Here is a 19,408-nt window from a genome sequence, read left to right as displayed (position 1 = left end):
GCTGGCCGGGTCCACATCACCAGCAGCGGGATGGGGGCTGACCCTAATAGCCGCGTCGCTCGCGCCGCTGTATGATGCGCCATGAACCGGCGCCGGCTTTTTCTTGGATTAGTCATTGCCGCTGCGCTCGCGGGCGGCGCGCCGGCTCCCGCGGCGGCCGACGGCAAGCGCGTGGCGCTGGTGATCGGCAACGGCGCCTACAAAAGCGTGCCGGCGCTGCCCAATCCGCCGAACGATGCCGGCGATGTCGCGAACGCGTTCAGGCGTCTCGGCTTCGCGGTCACCCTCATCGGCAACGCCTCGTTCGACGAGATGCGTCGCGGCCTGATTACGCTCGGCCGCGATGCGGCGGGCGCCGACATGGCGGCGGTGTATTTCGCCGGCCACGGCATGGAAATCAGCGGCGAGAACTGGCTGATCCCGGTCGATGCCGAATTGAAGAAGGACACCGACGCGGCCAACGAGGCAATCAGCCTGCGCAGCGTGATGTTGCAGGTCACGAGCACCGCGAGCCTCGGCCTCGTCATCCTCGACGCCTGTCGCAACAACCCGTTCGCCGCGAAGATGCAGCGGTCGCTGGCATTGCGTGCGACGGCGACGAACGGCCTCGGCCGTATCGAGCCAGCCGGCAACGTCCTCGTCGCCTATGCCGCGCGCGACGGCACAACCGCGCTCGACGGCGACGGCCGCAACAGCCCGTTCACCACGGCGCTGTTGCACAACATCGAGACACCGGGTGTCGAGATCACCTTCATGTTCCGCAACGTACGTGACGACGTCATGGAGGCAACACGCAACGAGCAGCAGCCCTTCGTCTACGGCTCGCTCTCGCGCCGGGCGATCTATCTCGCGGGCGCGCCGTCCGCGGCCGAGCAAGAGGTCACGAAACAGGCGAATGCCTCACCGGCAGTCGCGGCGGCGCCGGCTCCGGTCGCATCGGTCATCGACCCCGCACTGGTCGGCACCTGGGAGATCATGGTGCCGAACGATCGCGGGATGTCGCGCTGGACGTGGCGCATCATGGGCGATGGCACCTATGCGTTCCACGCCGAAGGGCGGCGCGCCGCGCCGGCGCATGAAGGCACGATTGCCGCCATGAACGGCCATTGGTCGCTGCACGCCTTGAAGGGACTCTCGGGTTATGCCGACGCCGGCTCCTACGAAATCCGCGATGCCACCGCCGTCATCACCGGCAAGCTGGGCACCGGCTACTGGAAGCGCGCCTTGCAATGAGACCCAGGACCTAGGCGTCGAAACCGCAAACGACACCTCGTCCCCCGCTCCACATAGTTAGCAGAGCGTAATGGCGCCGATCTTGCGAAATTGACGTCGCAAACGGCCACCTGCCGCGACCGCTATCCTTAACGTCGCCTCAACCGCCCGCCACGCCAGTAGAAATGCGAGTTTCGCACGACCTCCGAGGCCCCCCGCACGGAACCGGTCTAACCCGCCCTTTACCCGTGCTGTGCAAGATCGCGCACGTTTCAAAGGACTCTCGCGGGATCCGGGGCTCGATTTTCAATGCTCGTTGCAAACTTCAAATCTCACCTTGCGGCGGCGGTGCGGCTGTTTCGCGTGCCCGCCGACAACCCCGACCTGACGCGCGCGCAGTTCGACGCGTTCTCCAAGCAGATTCCGCTGCTCTACTTCATTCTGATCGCCAACACGCTCGCGGTTGCCTACACCTTCGTCCCGGTGGCGCCGGCGTGGCTGACCATGGTGGTGCCCGGCGCACTGTCCGCGGTTGCGGCATTGAGGACATTCTGGTGGCTGCGCCAACGCCATCTCGTGCGCAGCGACGCCGACATCCTGCACAATCTGCGCGCCACCAACTGGCTGACGGTTCCGATCGGAGCCGGCTTCACCGCCTGGTCCTTCGCGCTCTTTCCCTACGGCGATCCGTTCGCCAAGGGGCAGGTCGCCTTCTACATGGCGGTGACCGTCATCGGCTGCATCTTCTGCCTGATGCATCTGCGCTCGGCGGCCCTGATCGTGACGCTGATCGTCAATATTCCCTACGCCATCTTCTACTTCTCGACGGGTGAGCCGACGCTGAAGGCGATCGCGGTCAACTGCCTCCTGGTGTCGGGCGCGATGGTGACGGTGCTGTTCATCTACTACCGCGACTTCGCCGACCTCGTCGCATCCCGCAAATCGTTGCTCGCTCAGCAGGTGGCGACGCAAGCACTGTCGGACGAGAATTTCCGCCTCGCCAATCTCGATTCCCTGACCGAGCTGCCGAACCGCCGCCGCTTCTTCGCCGAGCTCGCCAGCGCCTTCGGCGATGCCGAGCGACGGCAGATCCGGCTCGCGGTCGGGATCATCGACCTCGACGGCTTCAAGCCGATCAACGACAATTACGGCCACACCGTCGGCGACCGCGTGCTGATCGAGGCAGGCCGGCGCATTCGCGAGGTCTGCGAGGGTTTTGGCCCTCATCGCGTCGAGTTCGCGCGGCTCGGGGGCGACGAATTCGGTCTCGTGGTGAGAGGCGATCCCAGTGACGAGGATCTCGCCGAACTCGGCACCCGGATCGGCGATCGCGTCAAGCTGCCCTATCAGCTCGACACGGCGCATACCGGGCTCTCCTGTTCGATCGGATTTGCGCTATATCCGCGCTCGGCGATGGATGCGGAAGTCCTCTACGAATGCGCCGACTATGCGCTCTACCACGCCAAGCGCCATGCGCGCGGCCGCACCGTGATCTTCTCGAGCGAGCTGGAAGCGGAAATCCGCAGCCGCGGCGTCATCGAGAACCTGCTCCGCACCGCCGATTTCGACGCGGAGATGGAACTCGTCTTCCAGCCCATCGTCGATGCGATGAGCGAGCGGACCGCCGGCTTCGAGGTGCTGGCGCGCTGGCACAGCCCGCGCCTCGGCCTCGTTTCGCCCGCCGACTTCATCCCCGCTGCCGAGCGCATCGGCTTGATCCGCAGCCTGACGCAGGCACTCCTGGTTCGCGCGCTGGCAGCAAGCAAAGCCTGGCCCGACGATATCAGCCTGTCGTTCAACCTCTCGGCCCATGACATCTGCTCGTCCGACGGCATCCTGCCGCTGATCGCGGTGATCGAGAAGAGCGGCGTGCCGCCGCGGCGGATCGACTTCGAGATCACGGAGACCGCGGTCACCTTCGATTTCGTCCGGGCGCAGCAGTCGATCGCCACGCTGAAGGCGATGGGCTGCGGCATCTCGCTCGACGATTTCGGCACCGGCTATTCCTCGCTCAGCCACGTGCACCGCCTGCCGCTCGACAAGATCAAGATCGATCGCAGCTTCGTCGCCGACGTCAACGACAATCCCGTGAGCCACAAGATCATCAAGTCGCTGACGGGCCTGTGCGCGGACATGGAGATCGCGTGCGTCGTCGAAGGCGTCGAGACGCGCGCGCAGCTCGAGAGCCTTCGACGGCTCGGCTGCGACTATATCCAGGGCTACTATTTCGCAAAGCCGATGCGGATAGACGCGGTGTCGGGCTATCTCACCGAGGAGCACCAGCGCCTCGGCAACGACGTCGCGCGCGCGAGCGCCTGAGATCTCTCACCGGCGGCAACCTGCCTGCCGCCTCAGCGCGGCTTCAAAAGCTCGCGCGCAACGATCAGCTTCTGGACCTCGGTCGCACCCTCGTAGATCCGCAGCGCGCGAATTTCGCGATAGAGGCTCTCGACGATCTCGCCCTTGCACACGCCGCGTCCACCGAACATCTGCACGGCACGGTCGATGACGCGCTGCGCGGTCTCGGTCGCCGTCAACTTAGCCATCGCAGCTTCGCGGGTGGTCGGCAGTTTCTGAACGTCGCGGCGCCAGGCCGCGCGGTAGGTCAGGAGCGCGGCGGCGTCGGTCTCGGTCGCCATGTCGCCGAGCGCGGCCTGGGTCAACTGGAGGTCGCCAAGCGTCGCGCCGAACATGGGCCGGCTCTGCGCATGCGACAGCGCCTCATCGAGCGCGCGCCGCGCAAAGCCGAGGGCCGCGGCGGCGACCGAGGCGCGGAAGATGTCGAGCGTCTGCATGGCGAGCTTGAAGCCGCCGCCGGGCGCGCCAAGACGACGGCTCGCCGGGATGCGGCAGTTCGTAAAGCGCAACGTCGCCAGTGGATGCGGCGCGATGACGTCGATGCGCTCGGCAATGCTGAACCCGGGATCACCTGGGAAGACGACGAAGGCCGAAATGCCGCGGGCGCCCGGCGCCTCCCCGGTTCGCGCGAACAGCGTGTAGACGTCGGCGATGCCGCCGTTCGAGATCCAGGTCTTCTCGCCGTCGATGACGTAATCGTCGCCATCGGCGCGCGCAGCGCAGGACATGGCCGCAACGTCCGACCCCGCCGCCTTCTCGGACAGAGCGAAGGCCGACAGCCATTCGCCCGATCGAACTTTCGGCAGCACGGCCCTGCGCAGCTCCGCCGAGCCGCCGAGCGCGATGGCGCCGGAACCGAGCCCCTGCATGGCGAAGGCGAAATCGGCGAGCCCGTCGGCATAGGCCAGCGACTCGCGCGATAGGCAGATGGAACGCGAATCGATCGTGGTCGCATCACCATCGGGCGCTGCGACCGCGCAATCGAGCAAGCCCGCCTCGCCCATCGCCCGCACGAGCTTGCGGCAGGCGCCGTCGACATCGCTGTGGTCGATCTTGTCGAGAGCTCCCGACCGGACGAAGCGATCGAGTGCCTCGCCGATTGCATGATGGCGCGGCTCGAAGAACGGCCAGTCCAGCCAGTCGCGCCTGATCACCTTGGCAGCAGAGCTCATTTTGACATCTCCTGCGCGGCCGCCGCGGCGGCGCGGGCGAGATTGGTTTCATATTGCCCCTTGGCCGACAGATATTGCTTCGGCCAGCTCATCGCAGTGATGCCGATACGCGCGGCTTCATGCAGCGTCCAGGCGGGATCGGCGAGATGCGGCCTTGCAATGGCGCAGAGATCGGCGCGGCCTGCGGCGAGGATCGAGTTGGCGTGATCGGCTTCGGAGATCGCGCCGACTGCGATGGTCTCGACACCCACCTCGTTGCGGATCAGGTCGGCGAAGGGAGTCTGGAACAGGCGTCCGTAGATCGGCCGCTCCTCCTTCCAGACCTGTCCCGACGAACAATCAATCACGTCTGCGCCCGCTTCCTTGAACATCGCGGCGAAGATCGCCGCGTCCGCCGGCGTGTTGCCGCCCTCGGTCCAGTCATGGCAGGACAGGCGCACCGACATCGGGCGATCGGATGGCCACGCGGCGCGCATCGCCTTGAACACCTCCAGCGGAAAACGCGCACGGTTGTCGTGGCTGCCGCCATACTCGTCGGTCCGCCGGTTGGTCAGCGGCGACAGGAAGCTCGACAGCAGATAGCCGTGGGCGCAATGGACCTCGAGCCATTCGACGCCGGCCGCCGCGGCGCGACGGGTTGCCGCGACGAAATCGTCGCGCACGCGGTCCATGTCGTTGCGGTCCATCGCCCGCGGCAACTTGCTGTGAGGCAGATAGGGCAGCGCCGACGCAGAGATCAGCGGCCAATCTCCTGATACCAGCGGCTGATCGATTCCTTCCCAGGGAACCCGGGTCGCGCCCTTTCGTCCGGAATGGCCGAGCTGAATGCCCACCTTGGCATGTCCGACACTGTGAACGAGATCGACGAGGCGACGCCACTGCGCCTGTTGTGCGTCGTTCCAGAGGCCGAGGCAACCTGGCGTGATCCGCGCATCCGGCGAGACGCAGGTCATCTCGGCAAAGATCAGCGCGGCACCGCCCATGGCGCGTGCACCGAGGTGGGCGATGTGGAAGTCGTTGATGAGCCCGTCCTGCGCCGAATACATCGCCATTGGCGAAACCATGATGCGGTTCGCAAGGCTAAGCCCCCGCACGCGGTGCGGGGTCAGCATCGGAGGCGGCACGCGATCGCCGTCCTTGACGGCGATCCCTGAGCGCGCGGCAAACCAGCGCTCAAAGCCTTCCAGCCAGGTGCGGTCGCGCAGCCGAAGGTTCTCGTGGCTGATGCGCTGCGAGCGCGTCAGCATCGAATAGAAGAACTGCGGCGGCTCGAGCGTGTCGGCATAGCGCCGGCCGACCACCTCGAACCATTCCATGGCGTTCCGCGCCGCATTCTGGATGCGGGCGACGTCGACGCGGCGCACCTCCTCGTAGGCATCCAGCACGGTCTCGATCTTGTCGCGACTGTGGCCATGGCGATCGAACTGGTTGGCGAGCTCGATGGCGTCGTCGAGCGCGAGCTTGGTGCCCGAGCCGATCGCGAAATGCGCGGTATGCGCGGCATCGCCCATCAAGACGACGTGGGACTTGCCGTTAAACACGCTCCATTTGCCACAGATCAGGCGGCTGAAATTGAGCCAGGCTGAGCCGCGCAGATGGCGGGCGTTGGTCAAGAGCTTCGCACCGTCCAGCGTCTCGGCGAAGAGCTTTTCGCAGAATTCGATCGAACCCTGCTGGTCGAGGTCGCCGAGCCCATGGCCGTTGTAGGCCTCTTCCGTCGTCTCGATGATGAAGGTCGAGGTTTCATTATCGAACTTGTAGATATGTGCCTGGAACCAGCCGTGCTCGGTCCTGCGGAAATCGAACGTAAAGGCGTCGAACGCCTTCTTGGTGCCCAGCCAGATATAGCGGTTCGGCCGGATCACCATGTCGGGCTGGAACTGCTCGGCGTAGCGGGCACGGATCCTGGAATTGACACCGTCGGAAGCGATGATCAGATCGGCGTCGGGGAATTCGAGATCGGACTCGACGTCGCGCTCGAAGACCAGCTCGACGCCCAGCGTCTCGCAGCGCCGCTGAAGGATATTGAGCAGGTGCTTGCGTCCGATGCCGATGAAGCCATGGCCGGTCGTGCGCTGGCGCGTCCCCTTGAAGACGAGCTCGATGTCGTCCCAATGATTGAAGGCGTCCTCGATCTCGGCCGCGCTTTCGGGATCGGCGATTCGCATCGCCTGCATCATGGCGTCGGAGAACACCACGCCCCAGCCGAACGTGTCGTAAGGCTTGTTGCGCTCGACGACGGTGACGACGTGCTCCGGGTGCCGGCGCTTCATCAGGAGGCCCAGGTAGAGCCCGGCCGGGCCGCCGCCGATACAGACTATGCGCATGATCCCTCGCTTTCGCGCGCCGCGCCGTGTAGAGAGCTGGCAGTCAAATTATTTTAAGTATAAAATATCTCGCTGGATCGGGTTGTCAAGGCGCCAGGGCCTGGCGGCCCGCTTATGTCTGCCGCCGGCCGAAAAGCGGCGGTTTGTTAACGGCTTGACGGCACGGCCGGTCTGGAGGGACGTGCCTCCGCCAAATCCGAACTGGCTGAACGACGTCATAAGCATCGGCGTCGTCGTCGAAGCTCGCGAGAGCTCCCGCATGGCAGGTCCCAGCAAACCTGCTCCTCGCGCCTGACTGTTACAGGTCCTTTTCGGCGAGCTCGCGAAACTCATCGGGAACGGAACGAGAGATGCCAAGCGCCACCGAGCCATATCCAATGGCATCCCATCCGAAGCGATCGCGGATCTTATCGACGGCACGGTCGGCCGCCCATCGTGCCATGCCAATTTTGCTGCCGGGGCGACAGCGTTCATCCGGAAGGCCAAGCGGAAGTTCAAGCGCCAGATCCCAGTGCTCTTCGAGATGCGAGACAGAGATCGCCAGGAGCGAGATTATCCTCTCATCAGGGTGTTCTGCGAGGACCGCGCGCACGAGATCCTCTGCAATCTCGGCGAGGATCATGGTTGCGGAAACTGGTGCGTCGAGCGTGACCGAGCGGGTGACCGAATTCAGATTGGCGAAGCGAACGCGGACGGTCACGGTTCGGCCAGGTCTGGATTTAGCGCGGAGCCGCGTGCCGACCCGGTCAGCGAGGTGAAGTAGGGTTGGTCGAAAAACTTGCTCTTCGGCGGGCTTCCTGCCAATTGCCGACTGCGCTCCTGCCGATCGGGCGCGGCGATGGGCCTTGATTTGCCGCGGATCGCGATTCCACGCCAGCGCTGCAAGTTTCTCTCCTACCGCGGGACCGAGCAACCGCTCGAGCGACCATCCTGGTGTGGTTGCCAATTGCCCAATGGTCTGCACGTCGATTTCGGCGAGCCGCGCCTTCGTGACCGGTCCCACGCCCCACATCAATTCGACGGGCAGACGATGAAGGAATTCCAGCTCTGTACCGGGCTGGACGACCACCAGCCCATCGGGCTTGGCCACTTGCGAGGCAATTTTTGCGAGATGCTTCGTACGTGCCACACCGACCGAGATCGGAAGGCCAAGCTCCGTCCGCACCCGATGGCGGATTGCCCTCGCAATTTCGGGAGGCGCACCGAAGAGATGGGTGCAGCCCGCAACGTCGGCAAAGGCCTCGTCAATGGAGATCCGTTCCACCAGCGGCGTGAAATCGCCGATCACCTTGATGGCGGCATCTCCCAGTCGTTGGTAGTCCCTGAAATGCCCACCGACAAAGGTGATGTGCGGACACAGTTCGCGCGCTTGTCGTCCGGGCATGCCCCCGCGAACTCCGAAGGCCTTCGCTTCGTAAGAAGCGGCAAGCACGACCCCGCCGCCGACGGCGATGGGCTTGCCGCGCAACGAGGGATCAAGCAGCTGCTCTACTGAGGCATAGAAGGCATCCAGGTCCGCGTGCAGGATGGTGGCTGTCGTTGCCATCCCGATCGATTGCCCGTGCCGTTTCGAGAACGTTTCCTACTTAGAACATAATGAGAACATTGATGGCGGGTGTCAAGCGGCAGAATGCGCGCACGCCTAGGTGCTGCATCTATCTGCCGGTGAGACGGTCCTTGAAGAACTCTCCGCCCTTCATGATGACATCGATGTTCTCGCCCTTGTGCGTGAAGACCTTCGGATCGACCGTCGGGTCGCCCTCGACGACGAGAAGATCGGCATAGCCTCCGGGCGCAATCACCCCGAGCTTACCCTGCATCATCATCATCTCGGCGTTTACGCTCGTCGCGGAAATCAGGGTGTCTACCGTCTCCTCGACCTTGGCGCGCAAGGTGAATTCTTCGCCCTGGCAGGGATGGAGCTCGATGCCCAGCAAATCGGTGCCGAAACCGATTTTTACACCGGCGGCCCGGCTGATCGACAGGCCTTCCAAGCCGCGATCACGCACTTGCGCGATCTTGCGCATGCTCTGACGAGAAAAGCCGTATCTGTCGGCGAATTGAGTGAGGATATCAGAGGCGACCAGGGTGGGCACGAGGTACGTTCCGTGCTCACGCATGAGTTCGGCCGTTTCCATGTCGATGAGATTTCCATGCTCGATGGTGCGCCCGCCCGCCATCACCACCGCGCGAATAGAACGCGGCGTGTAGGCATGAGCCATGACATAGGTGTTCCAGGCTTCGGCCTCCTCGACGATGGCGCGCAACTCCTCCCCGGAATATTGCAGGTTCTCGATAGGGTCGGTGACGGAGGCGGCCCCACCGGATGCCATCACCTTGATGAAGTGGGCTCCCTTGCGCAGTTCATCGCGGGCGGCTTCGCGGACCTCTGAAATGCCGTCGGCGATGCGCGCGATCGAGCTGCCCGTCGTCTCTCGCGCGAGTTCATCCGGCCGACGAAAAATGGAGCGCATATCTCCATGACCGCCCGTCTGACTGAGCGCGGCGCCTGAAATGATGAGACGCGGCCCTCGAATGTAACCTTCGTCGACCGCCCGCACCAGACCTGCATCGGCGCCGCCGCCATCGCGTACCGTGGTGAAGCCTCGATCCAGCATGCCCTCGATGATGTATCGAGACTGGGTATATACGAACGAAGGCCATTGCTTGCCCGCGCTGAGGTCAACGCTGTTCGCGGTGACATGCACATGGGCGTCGATGAGGCCCGGCAGCAGCGTTTTTCCGGTGCAGTCGATGACATGCGCCCCTTTTGATTCGACCGGATCTGGCGACACCTCGCGGATGAATTCATCTCGAACCACGACGGACAGGCCATCTCTGAGCTGTCGGCTCGTTCCGTCGAAGACACGGGCATTCTTGAAGACGACGGTCATGGGCACTCCGTTCTGTTACTTGCTCGATGAGATGCGGGGAGGCAGCGGTTCCGCTTGGTCGCGGTAACGTCCAGCTGCAGCACGTCCACGCAGCTATCGAACCAGGAAGCCGTATCGCAGCGGGTCGTGGCGATCGAGCATCCAGGTCGCCTGACCATAAACATGCGCGCTACCCGAAACTTCCGGCACGACCGCGGAATATGTGCCAAGTCGCGTCTCGCGCAGCACCCGCGCCCTCATGACAGTTCCGATCAGCGACTCGTTGATCAGCGTGTCGTTCATGCCGATCAGCCCCTTGGCGTAGAGCAGCGCGATCCGCCCGGCCGTTCCGGATCCCGTCGGCGAACGATCCAACTGACGATCGGCAAAGATGCAGGCGTTCGCCTGCGTCGAGGCAGGATCGTGCGGATCGCCATCGATGATCGTTCCGTAGATGTGATTCAGTTCGGGAATCTCGGGATGCACGACCGGGTACGCTGCATTCGCCGCAGCCTTCACCTCCGCGCCGAAACGAATCAACGCCTCCGCGTTACCGTTGCGGATTGCCAGGCCATGCGGACGGCCGTCCGCATAGAAATAGAACGCGCCTCCGAATGCGACATCTCCGGTGATCCGGCCGAAGCTCGACGTTTCCACCACGGCATCGGCATGAACCAGGAACGAAGGCACGTTGACGAAACGGACACTCGCGGCGCGCTCGCCATCCCAGGACACGAAAGCTTCGATGAAGCCACAAGGCGCATCGATGCCCACGCGAGTCTCCGGTTCTGTTCGCGCGACCCAGCCAAGCTCGGTCGCCGCAGTCGCGAGCGCGATGACGCCATGACCGCAATGGTCGCTATAGCCTTCGTTGTGGACGAAAATCACACCGAAGTCGGCATTGGGCGAAACCGGTTCCGTCAGGTATCCAGCGTACATATCCGCGTGTCCGCGCGGCTCGAAGATCAGCGATTGGCGCAGCTCGTCGATATTCTGCTTCACCCAATCGCGGCGCTGGACGATCGTCCTGCCCGGGAAGCGCGGCAAGCCGCTCACGACAATTCTGAATGGTTCACCACCCGTATGAACCTCAACGGTGCGAAGCATTCTTTCAATGTTCATGGTCGATCCTGATTTTCGAGCCGCTCCAAGCAACGGCGTTGGACTGACTCCAAGGACAAGGCAAGTTGCTGGACTCGATACGATGCACGGCCAGAATCGATCGTCGCCTGGCCTAATAGGCAGAGCCGTTGGCTCTGGCGCCGCCCGAAAATTGATTCATGCCAGCTGATACTTGTAGAAGCGCCCGCCCTTCATCACGGCCGGGATCCGCTCGCCCTGGCCATCGAGGATGCTGATCTCGGCAAACGGATTGCCATCGACCACGATCAGGTCGGCGTAGCTGCCGGGGGTCAGCGCACCGATCTGCCCTTCGAGCCGACAGAGGCGCGCTGCGATAGTGCTGGCCGAGGTCAGGATCTCGTGTGTCGGCAGAACGCGCGACCGGATCGTGAACTCCATCGACTGATACTTCTGCAGCTCGCCGAGCAGGTCCGAACCGTAGGCCATCGGCAATCCGGCATCCCGCATGATGCCGAGCGATTCCATGCCGCCCCGCCGGACGGTTTCGATCTTGGCGACTGAATCCGGGCTGAGGCCGAATCTTGCGCCCTCCATCGCGAGCCCCTCGTAGGCAACGAGCGTGGGGCAAGCAACGCAGCCTGCTTTCGCCGCCAGCGCCGCTGTTTGAGGCTGGATGAGATTGCAATGCTCGAGCGAATGGACGCCGCACTCGACCGCGCGACGAATGGCCTCGTCGGTGTAGAGATGGGCCGACACATAGGTTCCGGCGTTCGAGGCTTCCTCCACCGCCGCCCGGATCTCGTCACGCGAATAGCCGAGCGCATGAATCGGGTCGTTCGGCGAGGCAACCCCGCCATTGGCCATGATCTTGACGAGATCGGCGCCGCTACGGATCTCCTCACGAGCTGCGCGGCGCACCGCGTCGACACCGTCAGCGATCCGCCCGAGCGCGCCGAGGCGCTCGTCGAAAGTGCCGCGGTCATCCGACCGAGGGCGGAAATCCGTGTGTCCGCCCGTCTGCCCGAGCGCCTTGCCGGAGATCACGAGGCGAGGACCATCAATGAGGCCCTCCTGAACGGCTCGCTTGAGGCCGTGATCCGCGCCGCCAACATCGCGCACGGTCGTGAAACCACGCATCAGCATGCGATTCATGATGTGAGCTGCGCGGAGCGCCGCCAGCGACGAGGGGAGAGCTGCGTTCTCTGCGAGGTTTACGCTCGACGCGATGACGTGCACATGCGCGTCGATGAGTCCGGCCATGAGCGTCCTTCCACCCAGATCGATCCGCGTCGCGGACGAGCTCTGGATGTTTCGGCCGACCTCCTTGATGCGCTCACCCTCGACCAGTAGATCGATCCCATGCTCCAGCTCCTTTGCGCCAGGAACAAGAAGGGCTCCCCCCGTGAAAAGAAACTGCGTCATGATGTTAGGATCTCGTGGCTAGATTGGAGTGTTGATGGTGACCAGGTTAAAGTGATGCAGCGGAATCCGTGCCGATCACATCTCGCAAGATGACGTCGCAACGACGACGGGCGCGATGATTCCGCAAAGCATCTGCAGATCTGCAGGATCGCACTTCACGTATCCATCGCCGGCGAAGGAGATGTTCGCCGAGCCGCGGACGATACCGTTCCAGAGGATCGGGACATTGATCATGCTCCCGACGCCCAGCGCGAAGATCGTCTCGTAGTCTGAAAAGTTCTCACGGATATCGTCAGGCGTGCGGGATACGAGGACCTTGCCGTCCGTCAGAACGACCTTTCCCCAAACCGTATCCGGCGTCCGCTTGCGCCCAAGCAACGGATAGGCGACGGGGTCGCTCGAATGCACGCGCTCCACCGAGCTATCCCTGCGACAGAGGCGCAGAACGGTGAACAGCTTGTAATCGTATCGCCGCGCGGCGATGCCGTCGAGCGTACGGCATGCGTCCGCGAGATCGAGGCCGCGCGTCGTTGCATCGACCAGTTGAGTCATATCATCCAGCGTCGGGCGATTGGCGGTCATCCGGGTACTTTCCCTATGTGGTCGCCGGGCGCAGCCCGGCGGTGTTTTGTTGCGGCCGAACCGTGAGGTGATCGTGCGCTTCCGGGACGAGCCCCTTGAGCCGGAAGCGCAGCACGATCAAAAGGCCCGCGCTGAGGATGATCTCGCGCATCGCCGCACCCTGGGTCGGAGAGATGTAGGGGATGAGCGGCACGAGAAAACGTGTGCTCTCGAGGACAACGATGACGATCGCCGCGCCAACGACGGCGCCACGATTATTTCCGACGCCACCCAAGAGCAGCGACAACTTCACATAAAGCGTGATCAGCGGCACGAACAGATCGGGCGCGATGAAGGAGGTGTAATGGGCATAAAGCCCCCCCGCGAGCCCGACAATGCCGCTGCCGATGGCGAAGGCCTGCACCTTGAAGACGCGGCCGTTCTTGCCGGCGACGCCGACGACGACGTCATCGTCGCGAATGGCGTGAAGAACGCGGCCGAACGGCGAGTAAAGGATTCGCTGGCAGACGACGTAGACGAGACCAAGCAGGCACACCACGATCGCGAGGTAGAGAGCGTTGAATTGCAGCGGCGTCAGGACTGCCCGGAGTGGACCAGGGATGCCGGAGATTCCGTCGGTGCCGTTCGTCAGCCAAATCTCGTTTGAGGCGACGATGCGGATGGTCTCGGCGAAGCCGAGCGTCACGATCGCCAGGTAGTTATCCTTCAGCCGGGTCGTAACGAGGGACAGCAACGCGCCGATCAGGACAGCTGCCAGCACGCCCGCCAGCAAGCCGACAGGAATTGGCAAGCCCATCCGCGTCGTCACGAGAGCACTGGTATAGGCACCGACGGCCGCTGACCCGACGAGACCGAGGTTGACGAGGCCCGCCGTGCCCCACATCACGTTGAGACCTAGCGCCATCACCGCGTAGATCGTGGCGACGACGGAGATACTGAGCAGGTAGATGACCATGTCAGTAGGCCTCCCGTCCGAAGATGCCTCGCGGGCGGACTGCCAGGATGAGGATGATTGCCAGGAATGCGACCGTCGACTTGTAGCTGGGCGGTAGAGCGAGGAGCGAGAGCTCCTCGGCGACACCCACCACGAGCGCGCCCGCAACCGCACCGGGAATACTGCCGAGCCCGCCGACGACGGCTGCCGCGAAGATCGGCAGCATCACACGGAAGCCGGTGAGCGGATCAATCGACGAATCAAGTCCTATCAGCATGCCGCCGAGTCCTGCGAGGCCCATGCCCATGAAGGATACGATACGAGCGACCATGCGCGCATCGATGCCCTTGATGTCGGCGAGCGGAGGATTATCCGCGACCGCGCGCATGGCCTTTCCCATGCGGGTAAACGACAGGAAGCCGAACACCAGCGCCATGACGACGACCGACACCATGACGTTCTGGAGTTGCTGCGGACCGATGTGAATGCCGGCAAGGACGACATCGCGCGCGAGCGGAAGATCGTAGCCGCGCATTTCATTGCCGAAGACGAGCCGAACGACGTTCTCCAGGCCGATCGTCAAGGCGAGCGAACCGATTGCCGTGGTGATGAAGCCCGCCCGGCGAAAAGGCCGCAGCACAAATTCGTCCGTCAGCAGGCCGATGGCGCCGCCGGCCAGCAGGGCGACGATCAAGGAGGGCAGCACCGGAAGCCCGAGCGAGGCGTTCGCGATCCAGCCGGCGAACGCCCCCGCGGTGGCATGCGATGCGATGGCGAAGTTGGGGAACCGCAACACCGAGTACATCGCCGCAAGCCCGATGGCCGGCACGGCGAGAACCCCGCCCGCCATCATGCCATTGGCGATAAGTTGCAGGACGTCCATCACCGCCCCCTTAAACGATCTTGATCAGTTCGAACTTTGCGCCCTTGGCCAGGCTGTAACGGAAGCGGCAATCGATAATATCGCCCTTCTCGTTGAAGTCGCAGTTGCCGCTGGCGCCGTCGTAGTTCACGTCCTTACCTTCGCGCAGCAGCTTCAGTCCCTCGACCGCCGATGCGACCCTGGCGCCGCTACCTTGCGAGATCGAGCGAACGGCGTCGCGAATGTCCGCTCCGCTGGTCTTCTTGGACTTCTCGATCGCAAGAAGCGTCAGGCTGACCCAGTCCGTCGCCTGAGCCTCGTAAGAATCCGGCGAAGCCACGCCAAGCCGTTTCTGCAGCAGCGCATATGCGTTGCTGTCGACATCACTGGACGGCTGCACGGCGACGAGCCCGTCCGTCACCTCCGCCGGTAGACTCTCCGCTGTCTTGGCATTGTAGGCATAGGATTGCGTGAAGCGTCCGCCGGTGTAGCCGGCGCGGAACAGGTCCTTGAGCAGCACGGTCAGATCGGGCGAATAGCTGTTGAGATAGATCATGTCCGGCTTGGCCGCCAGGACGCTGTCGATCTCGGAGCGGTAGCTCGCCTTCGCGGGTTCGTAGACCACTCCCCGCACGATCGACGAGCCGTTCTTCTCGAGCACGGCCGTCATGATGTCCTTCATGGTCACGGCGAAAGGCGTCTGCACGGCGAGGTAGGCCACCTTCTTCGCGCCGGTCGATACGATGTACTCGGCGTGCTTCGTCGCCTGCAGCGTCGTCGTCGGCTGGGTGCGGAAGATGTAGCCCTGATGCGGAAGCTGGGTAATGGAATCCGCGCCCGACACCGTCATCAAACAGGTCTTGCTGTCCCAGCAAACCGGCGCCACGGCCGATGTGACCGCCGACGCCCAGGTACCCATGATGACCGGCACGCCATCGACGCCGACGAGCTTCTGGGCGGCGCGAACGGCGGCTTCGGGGTTGGTCTGATCGTCTTCGACGATCAACGCAATCTGCCGCCCCAGCACACCCCCCGCCTTGTTGACCTCATCGACCACCGCCTGCATCGCTTTCAGCATGCGCGGGCCATCCTGTGCGCCCGCCCCCGTCAGGGGCGTAAGGACGCCGAGCTTGAGCGGCCCGCCCTGCGCACGCGCGAGATAGGGAAGCGCGAGACCGACTGCGAGACCAGCGGCTCCGGAAAGAAAAGTCCGTCTCTTCATGTGAGTACTCCCTAAGTTTGAAACGGATGCGAGCTGTGCTTAACCGCCCAGGAATTTGCGGCTGATTTCCTTGTCGGCGAGCAACTGATGCGATGGACCTTCGACGTTATTCCTGCCGTCGACGAGAACGTAGGTGCGATCCGATATCGCCATCGCGTCGCGAGCATTCTGCTCGACGAGCCCGATCGCCTTCCCGACGTCACGCAGTCGGATGATTTCGCCGAACAGTTCCGTAGCTGCGACCGGCGACAGTCCGGCCGTGGGCTCGTCGAGCAGGATGAGCTCCGGATCGACCATGAGCGCCATTGCGACGGCCAAGAGCTGGCGCTGGCCGCCCGACAAGGTCCTGGCGAGTTGCCTGCGCTTCTGGCGAAGAACGGGAAAGTGGTCCATTGCCGCTTCGGCGCGCGCGCGGATGTGATCGCGGGCGACATAGCCACCCATCTCGAGGTTCTCGTAAACGGTCATGTTGCCGAAGACGTTGTGCTCCTGCGGCACGAAAGCGATACCGAATTTGGAAATGTCGGGCGGCTTCATGCCTCCGATCGACTTGTCGGCCAGCAGGATGCGCCCTTGCGAGGGACGCAACAGGCCGGCGATCGTCTTGAGAAGCGTTGACTTCCCTGCCCCGTTCGGCCCGACGATGCACACGATCTCGCGCGGCTTCACCACGAAGTCGACGCCCTTTAGGATCTGGTCGCCGACCGAATAGCCGGCCACGACGTTTTCGACAGCGAGCACGTTCATCGCCGTGCCCCCATGTAGGCGTTCTGGACCTCGGTGTTGCCGGCAACGGCGTCGAACGTTCCTTCGATCATCCGCCTGCCGTCCGCCAACACGATCACGTGCTGGCACAGACGCGCAATCAGATCCATTTGATGCTCGATGAGCACGATCGTGACGCCATCTTCGGCGATGGAGATGAGGCGATCGCCGATGTCGCGGATCAGGGAAGGGTTGACGCCGGCCATCGGTTCGTCGAGCAGCAGCATTTGCGGATCCCGCATCATCGCCCGGCCAATCTCGAGCAGCTTCTTCTGTCCGCCCGAGAGGTCCGAGGCCTTGTTGCCAAGGACATGCGACAGCTTGAGCCGCTCTGCGAGCTTGCAGGCCTTTTCGACGAGTGCCTCTTCCCGGCGAATGCTCGCGCGCGTGCGGATCAGCGCAGCCGCAAGTGACTCCCCCGGCTGGTCGGCGCCATAGAGAAGCAGGCTCTCGAGTACGGTGAGGCGCGGGAAGCCGCGGGCGATCTGGAACGTGCGGACGAGTCCGCGGCGGGAAATCTGGTCGGGCCGCAATCCGTCGATGCGTTGACCGAGAAAGCGGATCTCGCCGCCGGAGATCGGCAGGATGCCCGAAATGCAGTTGAACAGCGTCGTCTTGCCGGCGCCGTTCGGTCCGATCATCCCGGTGATACCGCCCGGGGAAATCGTCAGATCTACCCCTGAGAGGGCCTGGACGCCGCCGAATCGCCGCGTGACGCCGCTGATCTCGAGCATGTGCACCTCCGCCGGTTCAGCAAGCTCATGCCGCTGACCGGCACCACGTCTGGATTGATGCAATCAAGACAGAAGGACGAATTGCCGTCAACATAAAAACAGACAACCCTGTTTGTTTGTTGAGCAGCGGATGATAGATTTTGGTGCAAATGCGCACCCCCAGTTGCGCCTCATGCAGGACGCGCTGTATGGGATGCGAGCGGTGGTGGCACCGCGTTGTTTCCTCTCGACCGGCGGAGCTCCAAGCGGCGATACCCATGAACAGAACGAAGGTTACAAAGCGAACCCAGGCGGAGCGCTCGGTGGAGACGCGCGAGAAGCTGTGCCGCGCCGCGCTCGATGCCATGAACGAGGTGGGCTACGGGCGATTCGCAACCGAGGATGTCGCCGAACGTGCGAAGGTGTCTCGCGGCGCCCTCACCCATCAGTTCTCGTCGCGCAATCAGCTCATCATCGCAGCCTACGACTATCTGATGACTTCATGGGAGCACGGATGGGGGCAGATCGCGCGATACCCGAAGCGCCTGGAGCCGGTCGAGGTGACCGACCTTCTCTGGAACAATCTCTACCGATCGCCACATTACGTTGCATCGCTCGAGATCATGCTTGCGGCCCGTAACGACGACGAGCTTGGCAAGGGCATTCGCGCCATCATGGTCCGCTGGTCGGCGCATCGCGACCGGTTGATCGCACAACTCCTCGGCACCAGCGCGTCCGACAAGAAGACGCGGCAGTTCGTCCAGATGAACCTGTGCGTGCTCCGCGGCATCGCCTTGAACCCCAACTTCAGCTCCGAGACGTCCAGCAACGTTCAGGGCAAGCTCGTGGAGGAATGGAAGCGGATCGTTACTTCAGATTTTCATTTCACGACGAAGCCGTGAGCGTAGGGATCGCGATCGTCGATGAATATGGTGTTGATGCCGGTCATGCGGGCCCAGCCTGCGATCGAGGGAACAATCGCGTCCCGGTTGGCGACCGTGACGTTGGCCTCGACCCGCCCCTTGAACAGCGAGCCGATGATCGATTCATGCACGAACTCGTCGCCGACCTTGAGCTTGCCTTTCGCCGCGAGCTGCGCCATGCGCGCCGAGGTGCCCGTACCGCATGGCGAGCGATCGATGGCCTTCTCGCCGTAGAAGACGGCGTTGCGAGCATGCGCCTCTGGTTTCGTCGGTTTGCCCGTCCACTGAATGTGGCTGAGACCTTTGATCTCCGGGTACTCGGGATGGACGAACTCATACTTCTCGTTGAGCGCCGCGCGTAGACGCGGCGACCACCCCACCAACTCGCCTGCCGTATGGTCGGCCATGTCGCGGAAGTTCTTTTGCGGCTCGACGATCGCGTAGAAATTGCCGCCATAGGCGACGTCAACGATGATCTCGCCAAGGCCCTCCACCTCGGCGGTCAATCCCTCGGCATAAAGAAAGCCGGGAACGTTGGTGAGGCGCACCTCCTCCACGAAGCGGCCCTCCTGCCGGTAGGTGATATCGACCTTGCCGGCCGGCGCGTCGATCGACAGCTTTCCTGGTTCGCGCGGTGTGATGAGGCCATTCTCGATGCCCATCGTGATGGTTCCGATGGTGCCGTGACCGCACATCGGAAGGCAGCCGGAGGTCTCGATGAACAGCACCGCCACATCGCAATCGGGGCGCGTCGGCGGATAGAGGATGGAGCCCGACATCATGTCGTGTCCGCGCGGCTCGAACATCAGACCGGTGCGGATCCAGTCATAGTCGCGCAGGAAGTGAGCGCGCTTTTCGAGCATGTTCGCGCCCTCCAGACGCGGGCCGCCACCGGAGACGAGCCGCACCGGATTGCCGCAGGTATGCCCATCGATACAGGAGAAGGTGTGGGTGGCCATG

The 19,408-nt window shown here is 63.4% G+C and carries 16 protein-coding genes; 3 read left to right on the top strand and 13 right to left on the bottom strand.

What is annotated here, in order from left to right; all coding sequences use genetic code 11:
• Positions 1-81 precede the first annotated feature (81 nt).
• Positions 82-1,233: a caspase family protein gene (locus QQL28_RS31325; protein ID WP_284271721.1), complete on the top strand. Its 1,152-nt coding sequence runs from the start codon at positions 82-84 to the stop codon at positions 1,231-1,233.
• A gap of 288 nt (positions 1,234-1,521) precedes the next feature.
• Complete coding sequence (locus QQL28_RS31320) at positions 1,522-3,531, top strand: putative bifunctional diguanylate cyclase/phosphodiesterase (RefSeq protein WP_284271720.1); 2,010 nt, start codon at positions 1,522-1,524, stop codon at positions 3,529-3,531.
• Between the two features lie 32 nt (positions 3,532-3,563).
• Here the strand turns inward: QQL28_RS31320 and QQL28_RS31315 are convergent, their stop codons facing one another.
• The 12 genes from QQL28_RS31315 to QQL28_RS31260 form a co-directional block, all read right to left on the bottom strand.
• Positions 3,564-4,742 carry an acyl-CoA dehydrogenase family protein gene (locus QQL28_RS31315; RefSeq protein ID WP_284271719.1) on the bottom strand — a complete coding sequence of 393 codons (1,179 nt, stop codon included), beginning with the start codon at positions 4,740-4,742 and terminating at the stop codon, positions 3,564-3,566.
• Positions 4,739-7,069, bottom strand: coding sequence for a bifunctional salicylyl-CoA 5-hydroxylase/oxidoreductase (locus tag QQL28_RS31310; protein WP_284271718.1), 2,331 nt, complete (start codon positions 7,067-7,069; stop codon positions 4,739-4,741). The genes QQL28_RS31315 and QQL28_RS31310 overlap by 4 nt, the downstream gene beginning before the upstream one ends.
• A 298-nt stretch (positions 7,070-7,367) precedes the next feature.
• Positions 7,368-8,615, bottom strand: coding sequence for a DNA polymerase IV (gene dinB, locus QQL28_RS31305; RefSeq protein WP_284271717.1), 1,248 nt, complete (start codon positions 8,613-8,615; stop codon positions 7,368-7,370).
• 109 nt (positions 8,616-8,724) lie between these two features.
• A complete protein-coding gene (locus QQL28_RS31300) occupies positions 8,725-9,963 on the bottom strand; it encodes a metal-dependent hydrolase family protein (RefSeq protein ID WP_348522531.1) in 1,239 nt (412 codons plus the stop codon).
• Positions 9,964-10,056: 93 nt separating this feature from the next.
• On the bottom strand, positions 10,057-11,064 hold the full coding sequence (gene lhpH, locus QQL28_RS31295; RefSeq protein WP_284271715.1) for a trans-3-hydroxy-L-proline dehydratase: 1,008 nt from the start codon (positions 11,062-11,064) through the stop codon (positions 10,057-10,059).
• Positions 11,065-11,220: 156 nt separating this feature from the next.
• A complete protein-coding gene (locus QQL28_RS31290) occupies positions 11,221-12,447 on the bottom strand; it encodes a metal-dependent hydrolase family protein (protein ID WP_284271714.1) in 1,227 nt (408 codons plus the stop codon).
• A 75-nt stretch (positions 12,448-12,522) separates the two neighbouring features.
• A complete protein-coding gene (locus QQL28_RS31285) occupies positions 12,523-13,029 on the bottom strand; it encodes a hypothetical protein (RefSeq protein WP_284271713.1) in 507 nt (168 codons plus the stop codon).
• A 13-nt stretch (positions 13,030-13,042) separates the two neighbouring features.
• Positions 13,043-13,984 (bottom strand): branched-chain amino acid ABC transporter permease, encoded by a 942-nt coding sequence (locus tag QQL28_RS31280; RefSeq protein ID WP_284271712.1) that lies wholly within the window; start codon positions 13,982-13,984, stop codon positions 13,043-13,045.
• Between the two features lies 1 nt (position 13,985).
• On the bottom strand, positions 13,986-14,846 hold the full coding sequence (locus tag QQL28_RS31275) for a branched-chain amino acid ABC transporter permease (RefSeq protein ID WP_284271711.1): 861 nt from the start codon (positions 14,844-14,846) through the stop codon (positions 13,986-13,988).
• A 10-nt stretch (positions 14,847-14,856) separates the two neighbouring features.
• Positions 14,857-16,047, bottom strand: a complete 1,191-nt coding sequence (locus QQL28_RS31270; protein ID WP_284271710.1) for an ABC transporter substrate-binding protein — start codon at positions 16,045-16,047, stop codon at positions 14,857-14,859.
• Positions 16,048-16,086: 39 nt separating this feature from the next.
• Complete coding sequence (locus QQL28_RS31265) at positions 16,087-16,794, bottom strand: ABC transporter ATP-binding protein (protein ID WP_284271709.1); 708 nt, start codon at positions 16,792-16,794, stop codon at positions 16,087-16,089.
• A complete protein-coding gene (locus QQL28_RS31260) occupies positions 16,791-17,546 on the bottom strand; it encodes an ABC transporter ATP-binding protein (RefSeq protein ID WP_284271708.1) in 756 nt (251 codons plus the stop codon). The genes QQL28_RS31265 and QQL28_RS31260 overlap by 4 nt, the downstream gene beginning before the upstream one ends.
• A 257-nt stretch (positions 17,547-17,803) precedes the next feature.
• Between QQL28_RS31260 and QQL28_RS31255 the strand changes: the two genes are divergently transcribed.
• The gene (locus QQL28_RS31255) at positions 17,804-18,427 is read left to right on the top strand and encodes a TetR/AcrR family transcriptional regulator (protein WP_284271707.1); all 624 of its coding nucleotides are present in this window, start codon (positions 17,804-17,806) and stop codon (positions 18,425-18,427) included.
• Here the strand turns inward: QQL28_RS31255 and QQL28_RS31250 are convergent.
• A complete protein-coding gene (locus QQL28_RS31250; protein ID WP_284271706.1) occupies positions 18,406-19,407 on the bottom strand; it encodes a 4-hydroxyproline epimerase in 1,002 nt (333 codons plus the stop codon). The two genes, QQL28_RS31255 and QQL28_RS31250, sit on opposite strands and share 22 nt — an antisense overlap.
• Between the last annotated feature and the right edge of the window lies 1 nt (position 19,408).

Source organism: Bradyrhizobium iriomotense (genome assembly GCF_030160715.1).
GTDB classification, from domain to species: domain Bacteria; phylum Pseudomonadota; class Alphaproteobacteria; order Rhizobiales; family Xanthobacteraceae; genus Bradyrhizobium; species Bradyrhizobium iriomotense.
Note: the sequence above shows the minus strand (reverse complement) of the source record. Positions and strands in the feature narration are given on the sequence as shown.